The organism is Shewanella electrodiphila (assembly GCF_023283985.1).
GTDB classification, from domain to species: domain Bacteria; phylum Pseudomonadota; class Gammaproteobacteria; order Enterobacterales; family Shewanellaceae; genus Shewanella; species Shewanella electrodiphila.
On record NZ_JAKIKU010000009.1, the window covers coordinates 137,653 to 153,748 of the forward strand.

12 protein-coding genes and 2 pseudogenes are annotated in these 16,096 nt (G+C 35.8%); 12 read left to right on the forward strand and 2 right to left on the reverse strand.

Annotated features, from left to right (window positions below; genetic code table 11):
• Positions 1–124 precede the first annotated feature (124 nt).
• A complete protein-coding gene (locus tag L2737_RS16200) occupies positions 125–2,011 on the forward strand; it encodes a hypothetical protein (RefSeq protein WP_248956398.1) in 1,887 nt (628 codons plus the stop codon).
• Between the two features lie 132 nt (positions 2,012–2,143).
• Here L2737_RS16200 and L2737_RS16205 read toward each other — a convergent pair whose 3' ends face one another.
• A complete protein-coding gene (locus L2737_RS16205) occupies positions 2,144–2,428 on the reverse strand; it encodes a toll/interleukin-1 receptor domain-containing protein (RefSeq protein WP_248956399.1) in 285 nt (94 codons plus the stop codon).
• Positions 2,429–2,767: 339 nt separating this feature from the next.
• On the opposite strand from L2737_RS16205, the gene L2737_RS16210 reads away from it, so the two are divergent.
• From L2737_RS16210 to L2737_RS16260, 11 genes and pseudogenes are all read left to right on the forward strand, one after another.
• The gene (locus tag L2737_RS16210) at positions 2,768–3,043 is read left to right on the forward strand and encodes a hypothetical protein (RefSeq protein ID WP_248956400.1); all 276 of its coding nucleotides are present in this window, start codon (positions 2,768–2,770) and stop codon (positions 3,041–3,043) included.
• 133 nt (positions 3,044–3,176) lie between these two features.
• Positions 3,177–4,274, forward strand: coding sequence for a hypothetical protein (locus L2737_RS16215; RefSeq protein WP_248956401.1), 1,098 nt, complete (start codon positions 3,177–3,179; stop codon positions 4,272–4,274).
• Positions 4,275–4,561: 287 nt separating this feature from the next.
• Entirely contained in the window at positions 4,562–4,882 is a 321-nt protein-coding gene (locus tag L2737_RS16220) for a hypothetical protein (protein ID WP_248956402.1), read from the forward strand.
• A 193-nt stretch (positions 4,883–5,075) separates the two neighbouring features.
• Entirely contained in the window at positions 5,076–5,648 is a 573-nt protein-coding gene (locus tag L2737_RS16225; protein ID WP_248956403.1) for a hypothetical protein, read from the forward strand.
• Positions 5,649–5,713: 65 nt separating this feature from the next.
• Positions 5,714–6,406, forward strand: coding sequence for a metallophosphoesterase (locus L2737_RS16230; RefSeq protein WP_248956404.1), 693 nt, complete (start codon positions 5,714–5,716; stop codon positions 6,404–6,406).
• Positions 6,407–6,489: 83 nt separating this feature from the next.
• Positions 6,490–7,077, forward strand: coding sequence for an ECF-type sigma factor (locus L2737_RS16235; protein ID WP_248956405.1), 588 nt, complete (start codon positions 6,490–6,492; stop codon positions 7,075–7,077).
• A complete protein-coding gene (locus tag L2737_RS16240) occupies positions 7,074–8,201 on the forward strand; it encodes a serine/threonine-protein kinase (protein ID WP_248956406.1) in 1,128 nt (375 codons plus the stop codon). The genes L2737_RS16235 and L2737_RS16240 overlap by 4 nt, the downstream gene beginning before the upstream one ends.
• Positions 8,202–8,242: 41 nt before the next feature.
• A pseudogene (locus L2737_RS16245) lies at positions 8,243–8,320 on the forward strand (IS6 family transposase); the annotation flags it as partial.
• A gap of 291 nt (positions 8,321–8,611) precedes the next feature.
• Positions 8,612–8,927, forward strand: a pseudogene (locus tag L2737_RS22520) (DDE-type integrase/transposase/recombinase); the annotation flags it as partial.
• Between the two features lie 355 nt (positions 8,928–9,282).
• A complete protein-coding gene (locus L2737_RS16255) occupies positions 9,283–13,146 on the forward strand; it encodes an AAA family ATPase (protein WP_248956408.1) in 3,864 nt (1,287 codons plus the stop codon).
• Positions 13,147–13,655: 509 nt separating this feature from the next.
• Positions 13,656–14,204 (forward strand): hypothetical protein, encoded by a 549-nt coding sequence (locus L2737_RS16260; RefSeq protein WP_248956409.1) that lies wholly within the window; start codon positions 13,656–13,658, stop codon positions 14,202–14,204.
• Positions 14,205–14,498: 294 nt separating this feature from the next.
• Here L2737_RS16260 and L2737_RS22470 read toward each other — a convergent pair whose 3' ends face one another.
• Positions 14,499–15,845 (reverse strand): tetratricopeptide repeat protein, encoded by a 1,347-nt coding sequence (locus L2737_RS22470; RefSeq protein WP_248956410.1) that lies wholly within the window; start codon positions 15,843–15,845, stop codon positions 14,499–14,501.
• Positions 15,846–16,096: the final 251 nt, after the last annotated feature.

Genomic DNA, 16,096 nt, shown 5'->3' on the forward strand with positions numbered 1-16,096 from the left:
AAGGACTCATGCGGTTGCCTTGTGCTTGTCAGTGATGAGGTTGTTTCACTATCAGATTTATGTGTATAGATGAACCTATCGGAACGCTCAGATAACGTTATAAAAACAATAGTGAAAAATTAATATGAATGTAAATCACAACAAAAAATACCCAAGCATTGTTTATTACTTGCTAGAAAATAAAGCTATAACCATTGCTACCGTTTGTATACTGGCATTTATATTACGCTTTGTAATGGACTCCCCATTTCCTAAAGGAATGACAAATTCGGTTGGCAGCGCACTAGAATTTGCATCAATAGTTTCTGCTTCTGTAATTGCAATTTTGATCTATTTTAAAGATTCGGTAAACCAGAGAATAGTTAAAGCCATATTACAAAAAGAACATATTACTGTGTTTGGCCTTGGCGAATTTAATAGCGCGTTATTAAATAATGAAATGGCGGCCAACAGCAGTGCTTATGTTATTTTTGAAAAAAACAAACAAAATGACAAACTAGATCTATTCAAAAAGTTTGGCATGGGAGTGGTTGAAGGTGATGTTTTTAACGATAAAAAATTAGAGATATTGAATTTTGTAACGATGCAGAGTGGCGTTATCGCTTTAGGTAATGACCGTTTAAATGTTGAATTAGCAACTCTTATTATTGAGCAATATAAACAGGATAAAAGATCAACTCCACTAAAGTTGGTTGTGCACATTATTAACCAAGACCTGAATGCACTTTTCCATCAGAACTTTATTAACCCCAATAACGCTGAAAATGAGACTCTTCAATTAGATATCCAAACCTTTTCCTTTTATGAAGAAGCTGCAGAAGCATTTTTAAAAGGGAACTTTATCGATGGAGAAGGGCGTGAGATCATTGACAGTGATGATGATTACAACATCGTTGTTGCAGGTGATGGTGAACTTGCGCTAAATATAATTTACCTCACAGCTAAACTCGCTCATTTACCTAACGAAAATAAACTGACTATTCACTTAGTGGATAATCAGGCATCCGCTTTTAAAGAGAGAGTCATTAAGCGTTATCCTGGAATTTTAAATGTGCTTGCTCTAGAGGCCGTTAATTGTAATTGTCATACGCTTTCCTATTTTCAGAATGATGACTTATGGTTTAAAGATAACTTAACCCATGTTGTTGTTTGTTATGACGATGAAGGGCTAAACCTGAGTATTACCGCTGATTTATTTAATAAAACATATTTGGCAAAAGCAACGGACGGTGAATTAACGACACGTATCAGTTTTGCCAGTTTCAATAATTATAATATGAGCAAAATTATAGATGCTGATAAAGGTAGTTTTAAACAGTTTTTCACCTTTGCGGATGTAAAAAATATTTGTACGCGTGAGAATGTGTTAGATGAACAACATGAGCTAATCGCAAAGCTTGTGAACCATCAATACGCAGAGGAATACTTACCTACTGCACAATATAATTTAAGCGACCCCAGCACTTTAGAAGCAATCAATAACAAGTGGTACAACACATTAAAGCTGAGTGACAAGTTATCTAACAAAGCACAAAGCTTACATATCGATATGAAATTAAAAGCGTTGGGATTACAGAAAGTTGAGTCTGACAAAACCGCGAATGACCTGCTGACATTAAATTTAGCGCTGTTCCATGGTACTTTAAAATCTGATAGAGAGTTACTTGGCTTAAGTGATGAGTTTATTCAAGTTTATTCATTAGAGCTTCCTAAGTTGTGGGAAGAGGGGCGGGAGCCTATTAAGATTCGTTATTTCCCAAATGAATATAGCTGTATGTTAGAAAAACTAATTCGCAGTGAGCATAATCGTTGGAATGCCTTTCATTATTTAAATGGTTGGCAATATAACGAGATTAAATCCAAACCTAAAAAACAGCATAATTGTTTGATGCCATTATCTGATTTTTTAAAATTAGAGCATCAGTTAACGGTTATATACGATCTCTACGCGATTCTGTATATCCCAAATTATTTAGCCAATGCTGGTTATGAAATTAAATTGCTCAAATAACGATTTAACAAGGAAGTAAACAGTCAATGACCAAGACGAACGAAGACTATGCCCTTTTAATTGCTCAGCGAGAAGATTATAACCCGTCGTATGAAGCGTAATATAAAAATGACCACTGAGCAGTTGGCTGAATTATATGCAGGTAATTTTATAAAGCTTGAGATTTATTGCAAGAATCTTAGGATTAGCTTTTTTGTCTTTTAGTGCCAGTTTCAGCTCTTCAATAATACAATTCTGACCATTAGCATTTCCCTGTTCCATTCTTGCTACATAATCTTCTGTAAAAAAAGCGAGTACATGATTAGAACTTTTCATTGATTGCTGTAATTCATTTGACCAATTTGTGCCAGGTAACTGCGCTTTTTTATCGAGAAAAACAGAAAAATCATCGTTTTTCAAAAACTGAGAAAAAATCATGCGCTAATGCATCATCAGCTCCTATTTTGTAACTAATAAAACAATCAAACATATTTACTTCACATCCATTTGTGCGCCGTTATTAAAAACCGATAAAAAGGTTCTTTCATAATACTTTATCAAAAATGATGCTATCAGCTTAAATCAAAAAACCTTTAATGAAAAATATTCTTAAATGAGTACTAATTTTAATGTTCTTTATTTTTATTAAAATAAAATTGAAAATTTTTTCGTAAAATTATTTATTTTATGTCACTCCATTAAATAGGATTTAATTGTTACTTTTACGTTATTAGCAATTACTGCTAGGTACGGCTAAAAATTTAAGGAGTGTTAATAATGAATGATGTGATAGAAGCTGCACGTTTACAAAATAACTTAAAGAACCCAATTGTGGCCTTGGTGCTTGGATTTTTTATTCCTGGTGCTGGGCAAATGTATGCGGGGTCGATCATGTGGGGAGTGATTTCATTAATTTTAACGATTGTACTGGCTATAACGATAGTGGCATCGCCACTTGCCTTTGTGGTTTGGCTTGTGAGTATGTTTTGTGGTTACTCGGGCACTAAAAAGGTCAATGAAAAAATATTGCAAGCTGCCAGTGATGCCAATTAACGGTACTGTCAATTTAACCACTTCTCTACTGATTATACGATAACTTGCTGATGAAAAATTCAAATATTGATGCAGGTTATCAGCCAAACCATCCGCCGATAAATGATAAATTCATAAAAAGAGATACTTATTAATGAAAAAATTAAAAAAATTGTCCCTAATCGGGCTTGCTTCATCTGCGCTATTTTTAACGGGTTGTGGATCAGATTTAACTATTATAAAAGATAATGTAAGTGAGGCTGCTGCTGAGCAAGATACTTCGCGGGTAATTATCGAAGTCAATTCCGATCTTATTAACGAATTTAAGGAAGTAAGGCGGGAAATTGACCATGCATCGAAGCTAGTTTCCGCCAATCCATTTTTAATAAATGCAAAAGTGCCGTCTTTAGATAAATTAACTGAGTTGTTAAAACATGGAGATAACGCTGAAGTTCTTGATGCCTATAAAGTCTACCTCGCTAATATAAGTACATCTAGAGTCACTGCTCAAAAAACTTACGATTCTGTAGTAAAAGATGTAGATGTTCGTATTGATGAGGAGAATAAAAAATATGAACTGAAAGTGTTAACAGTTAATCAAAAAATTAAGCCTTACAACGAAACCAAGCTGCTTCTGGCAAATATACAAAAAGAGATCCGCTCAGCATCTTCTATCGATGCAAAGAATGCTCTGAAACTACAGAAAAAAGCACTTTACGAGCGTAAAACGGAACAAGCAAAGGCTTTTCGCGCTGAAATGAAGTTCCCTGTTAATAATATTAATTTTCATCTTAAAATGAAGAAAAAAGGTCATGATAAAGTTTTAAGAACGATTAAAAGTAGTAAATATACGTTTGAATCAAACTTCGAAAAAGAAGCTAAAACCCTTTATCCAACTTATAACCAAGATATTCAAAGCTATGAAAATGCAATTTCTGAATACTTATTAAACTACGTAGATGATAAAATTGATGCTGAGTTAATAAGCGGCGTTGATTATTCTACTATCGAGTTAGATTACGACGAAAGTTATCCTTTTACTTTAATCGTAGATCAAACGGCTGATGCCTCACAAGTTATACTTTTAGAAACCGCTAGAATAGTTAAGAGTATCAACAAAAAAGGTCTTGATAGTGAAATTTCCCTGAATAAACTTCGTGGCGTTAGCTCTGTAAGAACCATCAAGAAAAGTAGCAACAAAGACTTAAACAATTACAAAGCAATCGCATACAAAGCGCTTATTTCAAGATAATAATTTATATTGAGTTAACTACTATAGATCATAAAAAACCATTAAAAACGACTGTTTTTGATGGTTTTTACGCTACTAGGCTACTTTGGGATGGATTGATATTATTCGACTTAAAAAATTCAATTTTAGTTAAGCTACTGTTTTCTCTTTAATCTCATTTCTTAGATAATAAATTGCGTAAACAATTCACAGTTACGTCACTACGCTTCAATGCCCCTTTCCTACATTATTATTCCATTAGCAAACTTGCTAAGTAATTTTAAACCTAAAATTATTAAGGAAAAATGATGAAAAATTTTTTATACAACAAGTGTAAATTAATCCTATCTACTGGCTTTGTTGCAGTGATGTTAATAGGCTGTGGTTCATCAACTCAAGAGGAACAACTTACTTGGCTAAGCGGATGGGAAAGCCAATATGAAGCAAAAATAAAAATGGTGAATGTTTGTTATAAAGAAGCGGGGGTACATAAGGGCACGAAACGTATCTCTAAAAGCCAACAAGAGGTAATTAATAAGTGTGAGTTTGCCTATATCACAGAGCAGGCTGATAAAGATGGTATTTCACTGGAGTTAGAAACCTTAAAAAATAACGTGATTCAGTTCTAAGTAATGTTATCAAGAGCCAGTCGATCCCTGTGATGGCTTTTTAAACAAAATGATAAGTAGGTTGCGTAAATCTAATTTGTTTACGTCACCTAAGCATATTCACATTAAATCGCAAGCTAACGTTAAGTAAGACATTAGGCTCGCGATTCAAAATAATATTAATGACGATTTAAGATTAAAAGGAAACCCTATTATGACCATTAAAAACAGAGCGGTTGAAATGGCGAATAAAGCACAAAAACGAGCAGAGAATCTATCAACAGAATTTAAGCAATCACAGTCGTTGGATAAGGCAAAAGCAGCTTTTGATGAAACAGCAGAAAGGGTATTAAAAGTAGACAAATCAGGTATTAAGTTAATGAACCTCTTCGCTGTGTGTAGCTTATGTAGCTTGATGTTTAGTAGTCTATTTACATTCGGTGAATATTGGGGATATTCATTTTCATTGAGTGAATCAACACCCGCTTGGCTCTATATCATTGCAATAGTGACACTTTGTAGCTACTTGCTTGGTGCAAAGCAAGCTGTCTCACGCAGTTTGAACTTCGTGTTGTTAGTGGCAATTGGCTGGCGTTTTTATGAAGTGATTTCAGAATCGGTTATTCATACTTCCAGTCTTAGTCGCGACAATTATAGTTTACCTATCGATGACGTTGGTTTTGGCTTTTATCTATTCATGGGGAGCCTACTGATGGTTATTATTTCTATGCTGAAACCAGGTTACCAAGCTAACACTCAGTTTTGGGGAAAGCTCATACAAAAATAAATTGAGACTCTGATGTGAGTTGTCATCGATGGATGGTGATTTACTTTCTATTTATGGAGACTTTCATGCAATTTAAACCACGCAAGCAACATGTTTATAGTGCCCTAAACCGTGTCGGTAAAGATTATATTGTCGGGGATATTCACGGCCAGTTGAAGCAACTTTTTAAGCAATTGGCTTCGCTTAAATTTGATTTTAAATTAGATAGGTTATTTTGCACTGGTGATTTAATTGGTAAAGGAAACGACAGCATTGGTTGTTTAAATTTATTAACTGAGAAGTGGTTTTACTCGGTAATGGGAAATCATGAGCAACTTTTTATACTGGGATTTAAATCATCTATATTTTGGGACCATTTAAAATCAGGCCATGGGCAATGGTTAACCGATAATTTAGATCGCTTTGATCTGCTGATACGTTGGAAAACGCTGATTGAAATAGCGATGCCATTAACGCGTACCATTGAGGTGAATGGCTTAACAGTCGGAGTGTCACATGCATCTGCAACGCGTGATTGGTCGACATTACAAAGCGGGACCTTATCGGACGATGATATTTGGCAAACATTATGGAGTCGTCCGTTGGAAGAAAAAGGGGGTTGTTTAAGCATTGATTCTGTTGATTATGTTGTACATGGGCATACACCGGTGCAATCTGTTGTTAACGTGAATAACCGCTTTTGGATAGATACTTACTCATCAGTTAATGAACTCTGCATACTTAACCTTAATGAATTGAGTATTAACGAGATTAGTTAACATTAATAGCTGAAATGACTAGAAATAATCAGAAAAATAGATGATGATTCATTTTATTAAAGATGAATATCAAGGGGTGTTAGGTGTCAATAAAAGAGTTAGATAATGCAACTGAATTATTGATTGGTTGGCAGAATAGGGATGAAAGCAAAAGTAAGGAGTTTCTTGAGTACGCTTATCAAGATATTCGTGCAATTGTGGCTAAATATCTGCAAAAAAAACAACCTAACGAAACTATTTTACACGATGCCTCTATTACTGAGCTTGCGAGTGAATCGATCATCAAATTACATCGCTGGCGAAATGATGAGTTACCTTTTGAAAGTCGTCACGATTTTTTTGATTATATTCGCGTGTCTGTTTGGCACCTTTTGTTTGGTAAACCTCACCAATCCTTCGTTAATAAACAACAGTCAAAACGAGCATTTTTAGCATCTGAAATAACACAGGTCACGGGACATCAACCTAATTGGGATGAGAGTATTGATCTTGTCAATGCATTAGATCTTCTGCGCGAAAATCATCCTAGGCAGTCTGAGGTTTTTGAACTCAAAAACTTTGCTATGATCTCACATCAACAGATTGCAGATATGCTGTTGATATCGACTCGAACGGCGGATAACGATTTAAAGTTTGCCGTTACTTGGTTAAGAGCAAAGTTAGTCGAATGATAGATATCGTCACTTTGTATACAGAGCTTTCTAGTTTAAGCTCCGCTGAGCAGCAGTTACAATTATCTAAGCTTAAAAACATCGACTCAGCTATAGCTGATGAGTTAGAAAGGATGTTACAGGTTGATGATATACCTCTCTCTAGTAGTGAATTAATATCACAGCAGGTAACAAGCCCAGCGCACACGCCATGGCAATCATTCATCGCTCAGGAGGTGATGGGGTTTAGGATTAAACGTTTACTTTCTGACACTGGTGGTATGGGTTTGGTTTTCCATGCAGAACAAACTATTTCTAATTCGGATCAAACAGAAAATGAAATTCATAAAGCGGCGGTTAAAATCCTGCGTCGTGACAAGTTAAATAGTCACCAACAAACAGCGATGTTTTTTAGTGAAGCATCAAGTTTAATGGCATTAGATCATCCCAATATTTGCAGTATTTATGGTGTATCTGAAGTATTAGATCATGCTTGTATTGTCATGGATTATATCGATGGTGAATCCTTAGATTTATGGCTAGCTAATAGTAAGTGCAATCAGAAACAAAAAATAGATGTTTTTATGCAACTCCTCGAAGCTGTGTGCTATTTGCATTATCGAGATATTTATCATGGTGATTTAAAACCACAAAATATTATTATCAACAACCAAGGAAATTTGGTGTTGATAGACCTTGGCCTGGCTAAGAAGTTTAAAACCACTGCTAAAGCTGATAACAGGGAAACCATTAAAGCATTCTCAAAGAATTGGAGTGCACCTGAGCAAATAGCAGGTGAACACTGTGAAGCGATGTCGGATGTTTATTCATTGGGAGCGATTCTGTTTTACCTTTTAACCAGCGATCAGCTTGAGCAAAGAGATTTGCACAAAATTAGCGATAAAGAGTTACATGCAGTGTTAAGTAAAGCACTTTCTGTTAAGCCTGAAAATCGATACCAAGATGCTCTGCAATTCCGCCGTGTATTGCAACAATATCAGACTGGCTTTCCCATCGATGAATATTCTATGACCCCCGTTTATCAGTTAAAAAAACTGATATTTAGGAAACCATTTACTTGTCTTGCTTGTTTTCTAACACTGTATTCAATTATTAGTAGTGTATTGTTATTTGCTAATCTGTAATAACGATCAAACGATGCTACTGTCACAACGTTGATGAAATAAACTCAACGCTGAACCGTTGGGTGATTAAATACGCACCGCAATTCGATGCCATATTCAGGAATAAAAAACGTCCAGTCTAAGGCTGTTAGGGCGTTAGGGCGTTAGGGCGTTAGGGCGTTAGGCTATTAAGTGTCACCCGATTAAAAGCAGAAACTCTAGGCTCGAACTTACTTGGCTGCGATTTAGGGGGGCAGGTTAACAGAACTCGGCATAGTGGAAACTTGGCCGTATGCAGTGAAAGTTGCAGGCCCGATTATTAGGAGGGCGACACTTGGTAACAGGCGCCGCCTATCCGACAGAAATAAGCTAGGCAGGCTCTAATGTTGTAGCCAGTATTCATTGAACACTTCAGTATGAATGGGATACTGCTAAATGTCGTTACGGATAAATTAGCGAGTTATTTAGCAGCAAGAAATGAATTCCCCCCAAGTGTTGAGCACTTTATAATTTTATATGAGAATAATCGATGTGAGTTATCACACCAACCGATGCGACAGCAGTAAAAGGCAGATGCGTAACTTTAAATCTCAAGGTCATGCTCAACGGTTTATTATTTGTCATGGGGTGGTAAACAACCTGTTCCGTTTTGGTCGTCATTTACTGCAAGCTAAACATTATCGAACCCTACGTGAACGCTCCTTTTCTGAATGGATGCAGGTTAGTCATGTCCAAAATTTAACTTAAGGTTAATTTTGCGGCTATTATTCGTCGAACTCAGATAAGTTGATAGTACCCATCTAACAACTAGAAAAGGATTTAGTTCGAATAATTTTATTGGAAACTGGTAATTTATTAGAGTCATTCTGTTGTTTTTATATATTCCTGTTAGCTTTTAGGTTTCCTTAATTTTCTCTATAATGTACTTGTGTAAATATAATCGTTGTAGTAATAAATTATTTTATTACAATACCTTGTAATAATTTTTGTTTGCAGATAATACACCATCTCCCACAGGCTATGATGTTTGTTGAGCGCTTCTAATCGGTAAAAGTTTACAACTTAAATTAGCAATTTATTTCACTAGTAATGGAACTTAGAAATGAGTCAACTAAACATCACCCGTACAGCATTCAATAACGCAAATATATATTGTGGGGATATTTTGATATCCGATACAAAAATAAGTCAGCCAGATATGTTTTTACCAATACTTTTGTTGTTAATCGAAAAAGTATTAGCAGACAAAACTCTATTGGATAAGATGGTAACCTTTGAATTGATTTTCAATCAAAATTCATTATTTTATATTGAAGCAAAGAATGTAAATATTAAGAATGTTGAAGCAATCACTCACCTACTTAAGGAGATGAAAGGGGTTGAATGTATTTTACACCTGTTTGACATAGTCGATGGTAATGATGCACAGAACAAAGGATACGACTTTAATCGAATGGCTGAGTATGTCAGAGGCAAGTTATCTGGCTCAGAAAAAAATCAAGTCTTTGATAGTAATATACACTTTGAATTCCTTTTTAATCACATTACTATACCGTCGTTATCTACAACGTTTATCGATAAGCAAAATGAATATTTTCTAAGTTCGGTCATAGCGGATGCGATTGAAGCCTCTAAAGTTAAATCAGAAACTTATGCTAAAGGTTCGTTTTCGATTACCGAGGCTTACCCAAAATTAAACGGAGTAGATAAAAAGATTTTCCAGGAATTGGCTGTACTGGCATGTGCAAGTTATCTTTCTGATAACTTGAAAGTAACTAACATTGCCGATATGGAAAAAGATGTAACATTGCCTGTTGATGAGTTACTGCTGTTTTCTGCCATTGTTAACCATAGTGTCATACTCGATAAAATTGCAGATTATTTTAATTGCCAAAGCTATCAAGTTGTTTTTGATAAAGAGGTTTACGCCTTACGTGAAAAATTACAATTAACAGCAACAACACGCAGTTTTGATGTGAATGGTACGACAACGACTTGGTTTATGTGTGCTAAAAAGTATGCTGTAAATCTGCAATTTAATACTTCAATTACAGCATGTTTTGCAGCCTCAATTCAAAATGATAGCTTCAATATAGATGATTTTGTCACGAGTCTAGTTGAGTTACAATCTCCAAGAATGAAGGCATTTTTGGAGATGAATCAACATGGTAATAATACGATAAAGACTGCTATTGCGAGTAGCAAGATACAGCAGGCCCTTAATGATAAAGTGATAGGTCAAGAGGCGGCAGTAACGAAACTCTGTCAAGGGTACTTAACGTCTTGTATTGAGTCCTCCAATGGACCACGTTTAATTTATACGTTTGCAGGGCCATCAGGCGTTGGTAAAACTTACCTAGCATCACAGCTACAATCACAAGTCAATGAGTTTGAAAAAACGGGCTATGCGTTTAATACTTTCAATATGGAGCAGTATTCTGATGAACGGGATGCCATGAAGTTATTTGGCTCTGGTATTCAATATGTTGATTCAAGTTTAGGCATGTTGACAGTGGCTGTGCGATCACAACCTAGGCAAGTATTACTGTTTGATGAAATTGAAAAAGCACATAGCACTGTTATACAATCATTACTGTCTGTTTTGGATAGTGCTAAAGCAAAAGATCAAACTAGTCAGGAAGAAGTTGACTTTAGCCAATGCGTTATCATATTTACCACAAACCTAGGACAGGATGTACTTCAAAATAACCCTCAAAATGCAGAGTTAAGCATTTTTGAACTATTACGTCAGTCTGAAAATCCTTCCAATAAAACAAAACTATCGCCAGAGTTCGTTAACCGTTTAGCAAAAGGTTTTCCGATTTTATTTTCTGAATTGAAAGTAAATCATTTAATACGCCTTGCTGAAGTGGAAGTGAATAAGCTTGAATCATCTACGGCACAAATTTCTTATGATTGGCCACAGGAATTTGCTAGTTTAATGCTAAAAAGTATGTCACCAGATATTTCAGTACGTGCTCTCAAAAGTTGTTTCGCTAAACATAAATCAATGATCCTCACTAAGGCTATTCCTTATTTCTCAGACGATAATAAACAAATTAAATTTAAGGTTAGCATAGAGCAACTTGAAAAAAGTAACGATAAGCCAGTCCAATTGTTATTGCTGGACGATGATTCCAAAGTATTTGAACTGGTGAAAGAGCAACAATCAGCCTGTAATATTTCATTATGTACGGATTTAGCTGGTTTGCGTCATGCTATTGAGTCTTCTCATCCTGATGCATTGCTAATAGATGTTGATACTATTAATAATCATGATATTCAGTTGGTTGATGTCATCTCAGGTTTGTATGCCCTTAACAGTAAAACGCCTATCTTTACATATCAACTTGTAAAATTAGATGATGAACAAATAGAACAACACTCAGCACATGAGGTGCGTGAACACTTTAGACTCAATCTTAGTGATTTTTCAGTTTTATTCTCTAACATGCTAAATCGTGTTAACTATTACCTTTCTACAGAAAATAATATATTCAATATGACGCGTAGAAATCAACAGTTACAGTATCAATGTGAAGTGACTCAAGTGGGGGATATTTTCCAAGCAAACTATAAGCGGCTCTCAGTCAATCAGTTGGTTCAGAGTAATGATTTAAAAGAGGGAGAACTGTTTAAACATAGCTTACCTAATTTTAAACTTGATGATGTTATAGGCTTGGAACGGGCTAAAAAACGATTAGTAGATGTTGTTAATTGGTTGAAATTACCAGAAAAGTTAGCTAACTTTGGCGTTAAAGTCCCGAGTGGTTTTTTATTTGCTGGCCCGCCAGGTACAGGTAAAACATTTTTAGCAAAGGCACTTGCTGGAGAGAGTGGATTACCATTTTTTAGCGTATCATCTTCTGAATTATCAGAAAGCCATTCTGGTGGCACCACGCAAAACATTAAGAAACTTTTTGCCACTGCACGTAAATATGCCCCTTCGATTATTTTCATTGATGAAATTGATGCGATTGCGGGTCAAAGGAGTCGTTCAACTCAAGGTGCAGACAGAGATAGAAACTTAACGGTGAATGCTTTACTCACTGAAATGGATGGTTTTACGCCACAAAGTGATCCAATATTTATAATAGCAGCAACTAATCATCCACAATTGCTTGATAGTGCGATATTAAGGCCTGGGCGCTTTGATGAAACTATTTTTTGTGATTTACCAAACGTCAATGCGAGAAAGGAATTCTTCGCACGTTTTTCAGATAAGCACCAAATAGTGTTTTCAGAACAGGAGTTGAAGCAACTTACTTCTTCATCTCAAGGTATGTCATCAGCAGAAATAGAGCAGGTATTTCGTGAAGCGATTTATCAAGCTGTGGGTGAAAACAAAGCTTTAACAAGTGAAGATATTAAACAAACCATGCTACGAGTTAGCTATGGTTTACCATCAGAACATATAATTTTAAGCGCACAAGAGAAGCAACGCACGGCCTATCATGAAGCGGGGCATTTACTATTAACAAAAATGTTATTCCCTAAGCAACCAATTGATTTTGTGACTATTGAGCCACGTAATAATGCTTTGGGCTTTGTTTCAACACGAGCTGCGAATGAATATGAAAGTTTATCTAGCATCAGGGTTAAACATCGCTTAGAGGTATTACTCGCTGGACGTGTCGCTGAGAAAATATATACCGGCTCCGTAGATGAGATTAGCTCTGGCGCCACAAGTGATATAGAAAAAGCAACAAAATTAGCTATGCATGTCATTTATGAAGGTGGCCTCGATGCTGCTGTTGGGCCAGTTAATGTGGGTTTATTAACAAAATTTGAAGAGAGTGATCTCCTACTGAAAGCGCAAACAGCGGTTCGACAATGGTTGCTAGATGCTGAGGCATCTGCGGAAGCAAGGTTAATTGAGCATCGTGACCAACTTGATCATATCGCTAATACACTGGTTGATAAAGAGTCGTTGATTAGCGACGAAATAGAAGCTTTATTTTTATAATTTAATAAAAGAGAAGTTGTTTGATTTTCTCTTATATTCAGATATGTGGAATAGGAAAGGAGTGACATGATTGAATCGTTCATTCCACATGACGAGGGCTTTTTTGTGTAGTGGCATGCCTCTTAATCCTAAGTTGATCAGCGCTGTGAGGCTTACTGCTTATTAAGAGTAATGCCTTATGCCTACAAACTATTTTTTAGTCAATTTATCTAGGCTCAAAAGTATAGTTTTGGCAGAGATGATAACTTCGAAGTCAAACCTAGCAACATTAAAACACCATGGTAAGTTGAAATAGTTATGACCGAATTAATGATTGATTCTGCTGAGAACGGTTTAGTTCATTAGTGGCTCAAAGTGGAACAGTTAACAATTTTCTTTTTTTGCTTCTATGCTCATTTTAATCATCTATTATCTGACTTTTAATGGGCGTTATACATATCGCTTTATCAGGAGATATGATGTTTGAACTACTTAATGATGATATGGATGAACTTAGGTTAGCCATATCATTGCCAAAACTTGATTCTGCGAAACATGGACAGTTTATTCCGCTGAATTCTCTTTGTGACAATATCTTATCAAGTCCTTCTTTTGATGCTTTGTTGGTATCAGGGCTCCTTCCTGAGGATAATAAAAAGCTATTTGAGCTCTGCAAAAAAATAGGCACTGAATTTATTGTTTTTGAACACCCTTCAAATGATGTTGCTATTATTAGCGATGTAGTCGCGAATATTGCAGGTAAGCTTTATTCACATGAAATGCCAAATAATATCGACTTTGCTGATATTCGTGATTTAAATCAACGCTCAGATGTTCTCTTCGCTTTTAATAGCAAACAATCAGCATTAGATTTTTTGGTTGTTCAGGCACTAGGAGAGGTTATTGGCGGGATCCATCTTGCTCATGGTCAAACAGAGTTAAGTGAATTTGAAGCTACCAATAAAGAATTGTTGAGCTACATTTCTGAACATGGTTTTTTCTGTTCAAGTTTTTACCGTGATGCTTGTTCAGAAAGTACAATTTTGTTGGGAATAAAATGGTGGAGTGCAAGCGTATAAACGTTTTTATGAAAATGCCCAAGCTGACATTTTCCCTATAGTAGACATAAACCTAAAGCAATGGTTAGATTGTCTAAGTTGTTTTATAAACTAACAGCTTTATTCGAGCTGTTAGTTTTTTTGTAAACATCGTTAGTTAAATTCTTACTTAGCAAACATATCTAGTGACATCTTCATAAACAATTATGGTGTTTCTTAAGCAGTGATGTGTATGACAACATATAATCTATACAATATTTAGCACCGTTGATCATATTTCATTCTCCGCCTTCAAAGAACACAGTGTATCAGTCACTATTTTGTCCATATACTCTGCATATCTTGCGCCACGGCTTTTTTATTCCAATACTCTGCTTTGCTCTTACTCATATTTACCCCTTCGCCTCTGTAATATAAACGTGATGTCCAATATTGTGCTTCCATATCACCTTGTAGGGCTGACTTCTTAAAATACCGAAATGCTTTTTGGTTTTGGCTTCCATAATAGGTGTAAGCCAGCATTTTTTGACCTTGAGGGTGGTTATCTCTTGCTGATTGCTGGAACCAATACTCTGCTTTATCAAAATCTCGTGTGACCCCGACGCCATGCATATAGAGTAGGGCAACCTGAATTTTTGCTTCTTTATCGCCTTTTCTTGCTGCCTTAATGAGTTGTTGATAAGGCAATCCAATATTTAATTTTTTATAAGAGAAATGCTCACCTGGTATCATATAAACTCTGTCCCAGTCGATTTTGGGCACCTTTTGCACATACGGTTTATTGCTTGTTGTTGCCCTTGTTACTTTTTTTGTTGTGGAGGTATTATTGATGGCCTTAGATATTGATTCTGTTTTATTTTTAGTAACAGGTGAATTTACGAGTTGATCGTGATTCGCTCCAGTATTTTTTTCTGATATGAAGAAGGCTACAAGTAAAATAATGAACATTCCAATAGCAGTGTAAAGTAAGGCTCTTTTGGGGGAGGCTGATGGCTTGTTTTCTATGGAGTACTTAGCTGCATCTGTTTTAACGAAGAAAAAAATATAAACAATAATAATGGAAGTGACTGCTGGTTTAACAATGCAGTGAAAAAGTGAAATAAAACACGCAAAAACAGCAAATGGGATCAGAAACTTATCTGCACTCTGTATCTCAGCATTTGCAATTGAAGCGTCATAGTTAGCTAAACCTACAATTAACATAGCAGTTATTCCCATTCCCCAAAAGTAGGTTTGGGGCAGTGCATACTGTTTTTCGTCATCGCCTATTTCTTTCACTTTAGCTATATTTTTAAAAACCGAGCCCATCAATATAAGCGCTAACCAAGCGAACACGGGCCAAGGTGAATATTCAAATATTAGTACTACCGAACCCAGACCATAAAGAAGCCCCATTGCAAAAGCCGCTAATAGTGCGAGAGAGACAGCTAAAGAAAGCAAAACTAATAATATCCCAAAGGGTCCGCCTCCTTTACTACTACCTCCGCCTACAAAGACTAGACCTGCAAAATATAAAAAGTAAAAGCAGAAAAAGAGACATTGAATGATACCGCAAAGAACAGGTATCGTGGAAAACCAAAGATTAAGTTCGTCATTGAACCTAGGTGAAATAGAACGCCCAACCCAATTGTCTGTAGGCTCTGATGGTTTATTTCTTATCACGTCACTTGCTCTCATTATTGTTAATCGCAACACTTTCAATATATTAACAAGTTTCTGTTAGTTACAACAATGATATTAATCTTCATCCTCCGAGAACAAATCTTCAATCTCATCCCAATCTGGTAAACGTGTACTTTCTCAACAACAGCAAATTGGAGGCCAACGATATCTAGTATGATTTCCAAATTGTAGAATGAGCCAGTAAATCGTCCATTTTCTATTTATGAAATTGTTGTTTTATTGATATGACT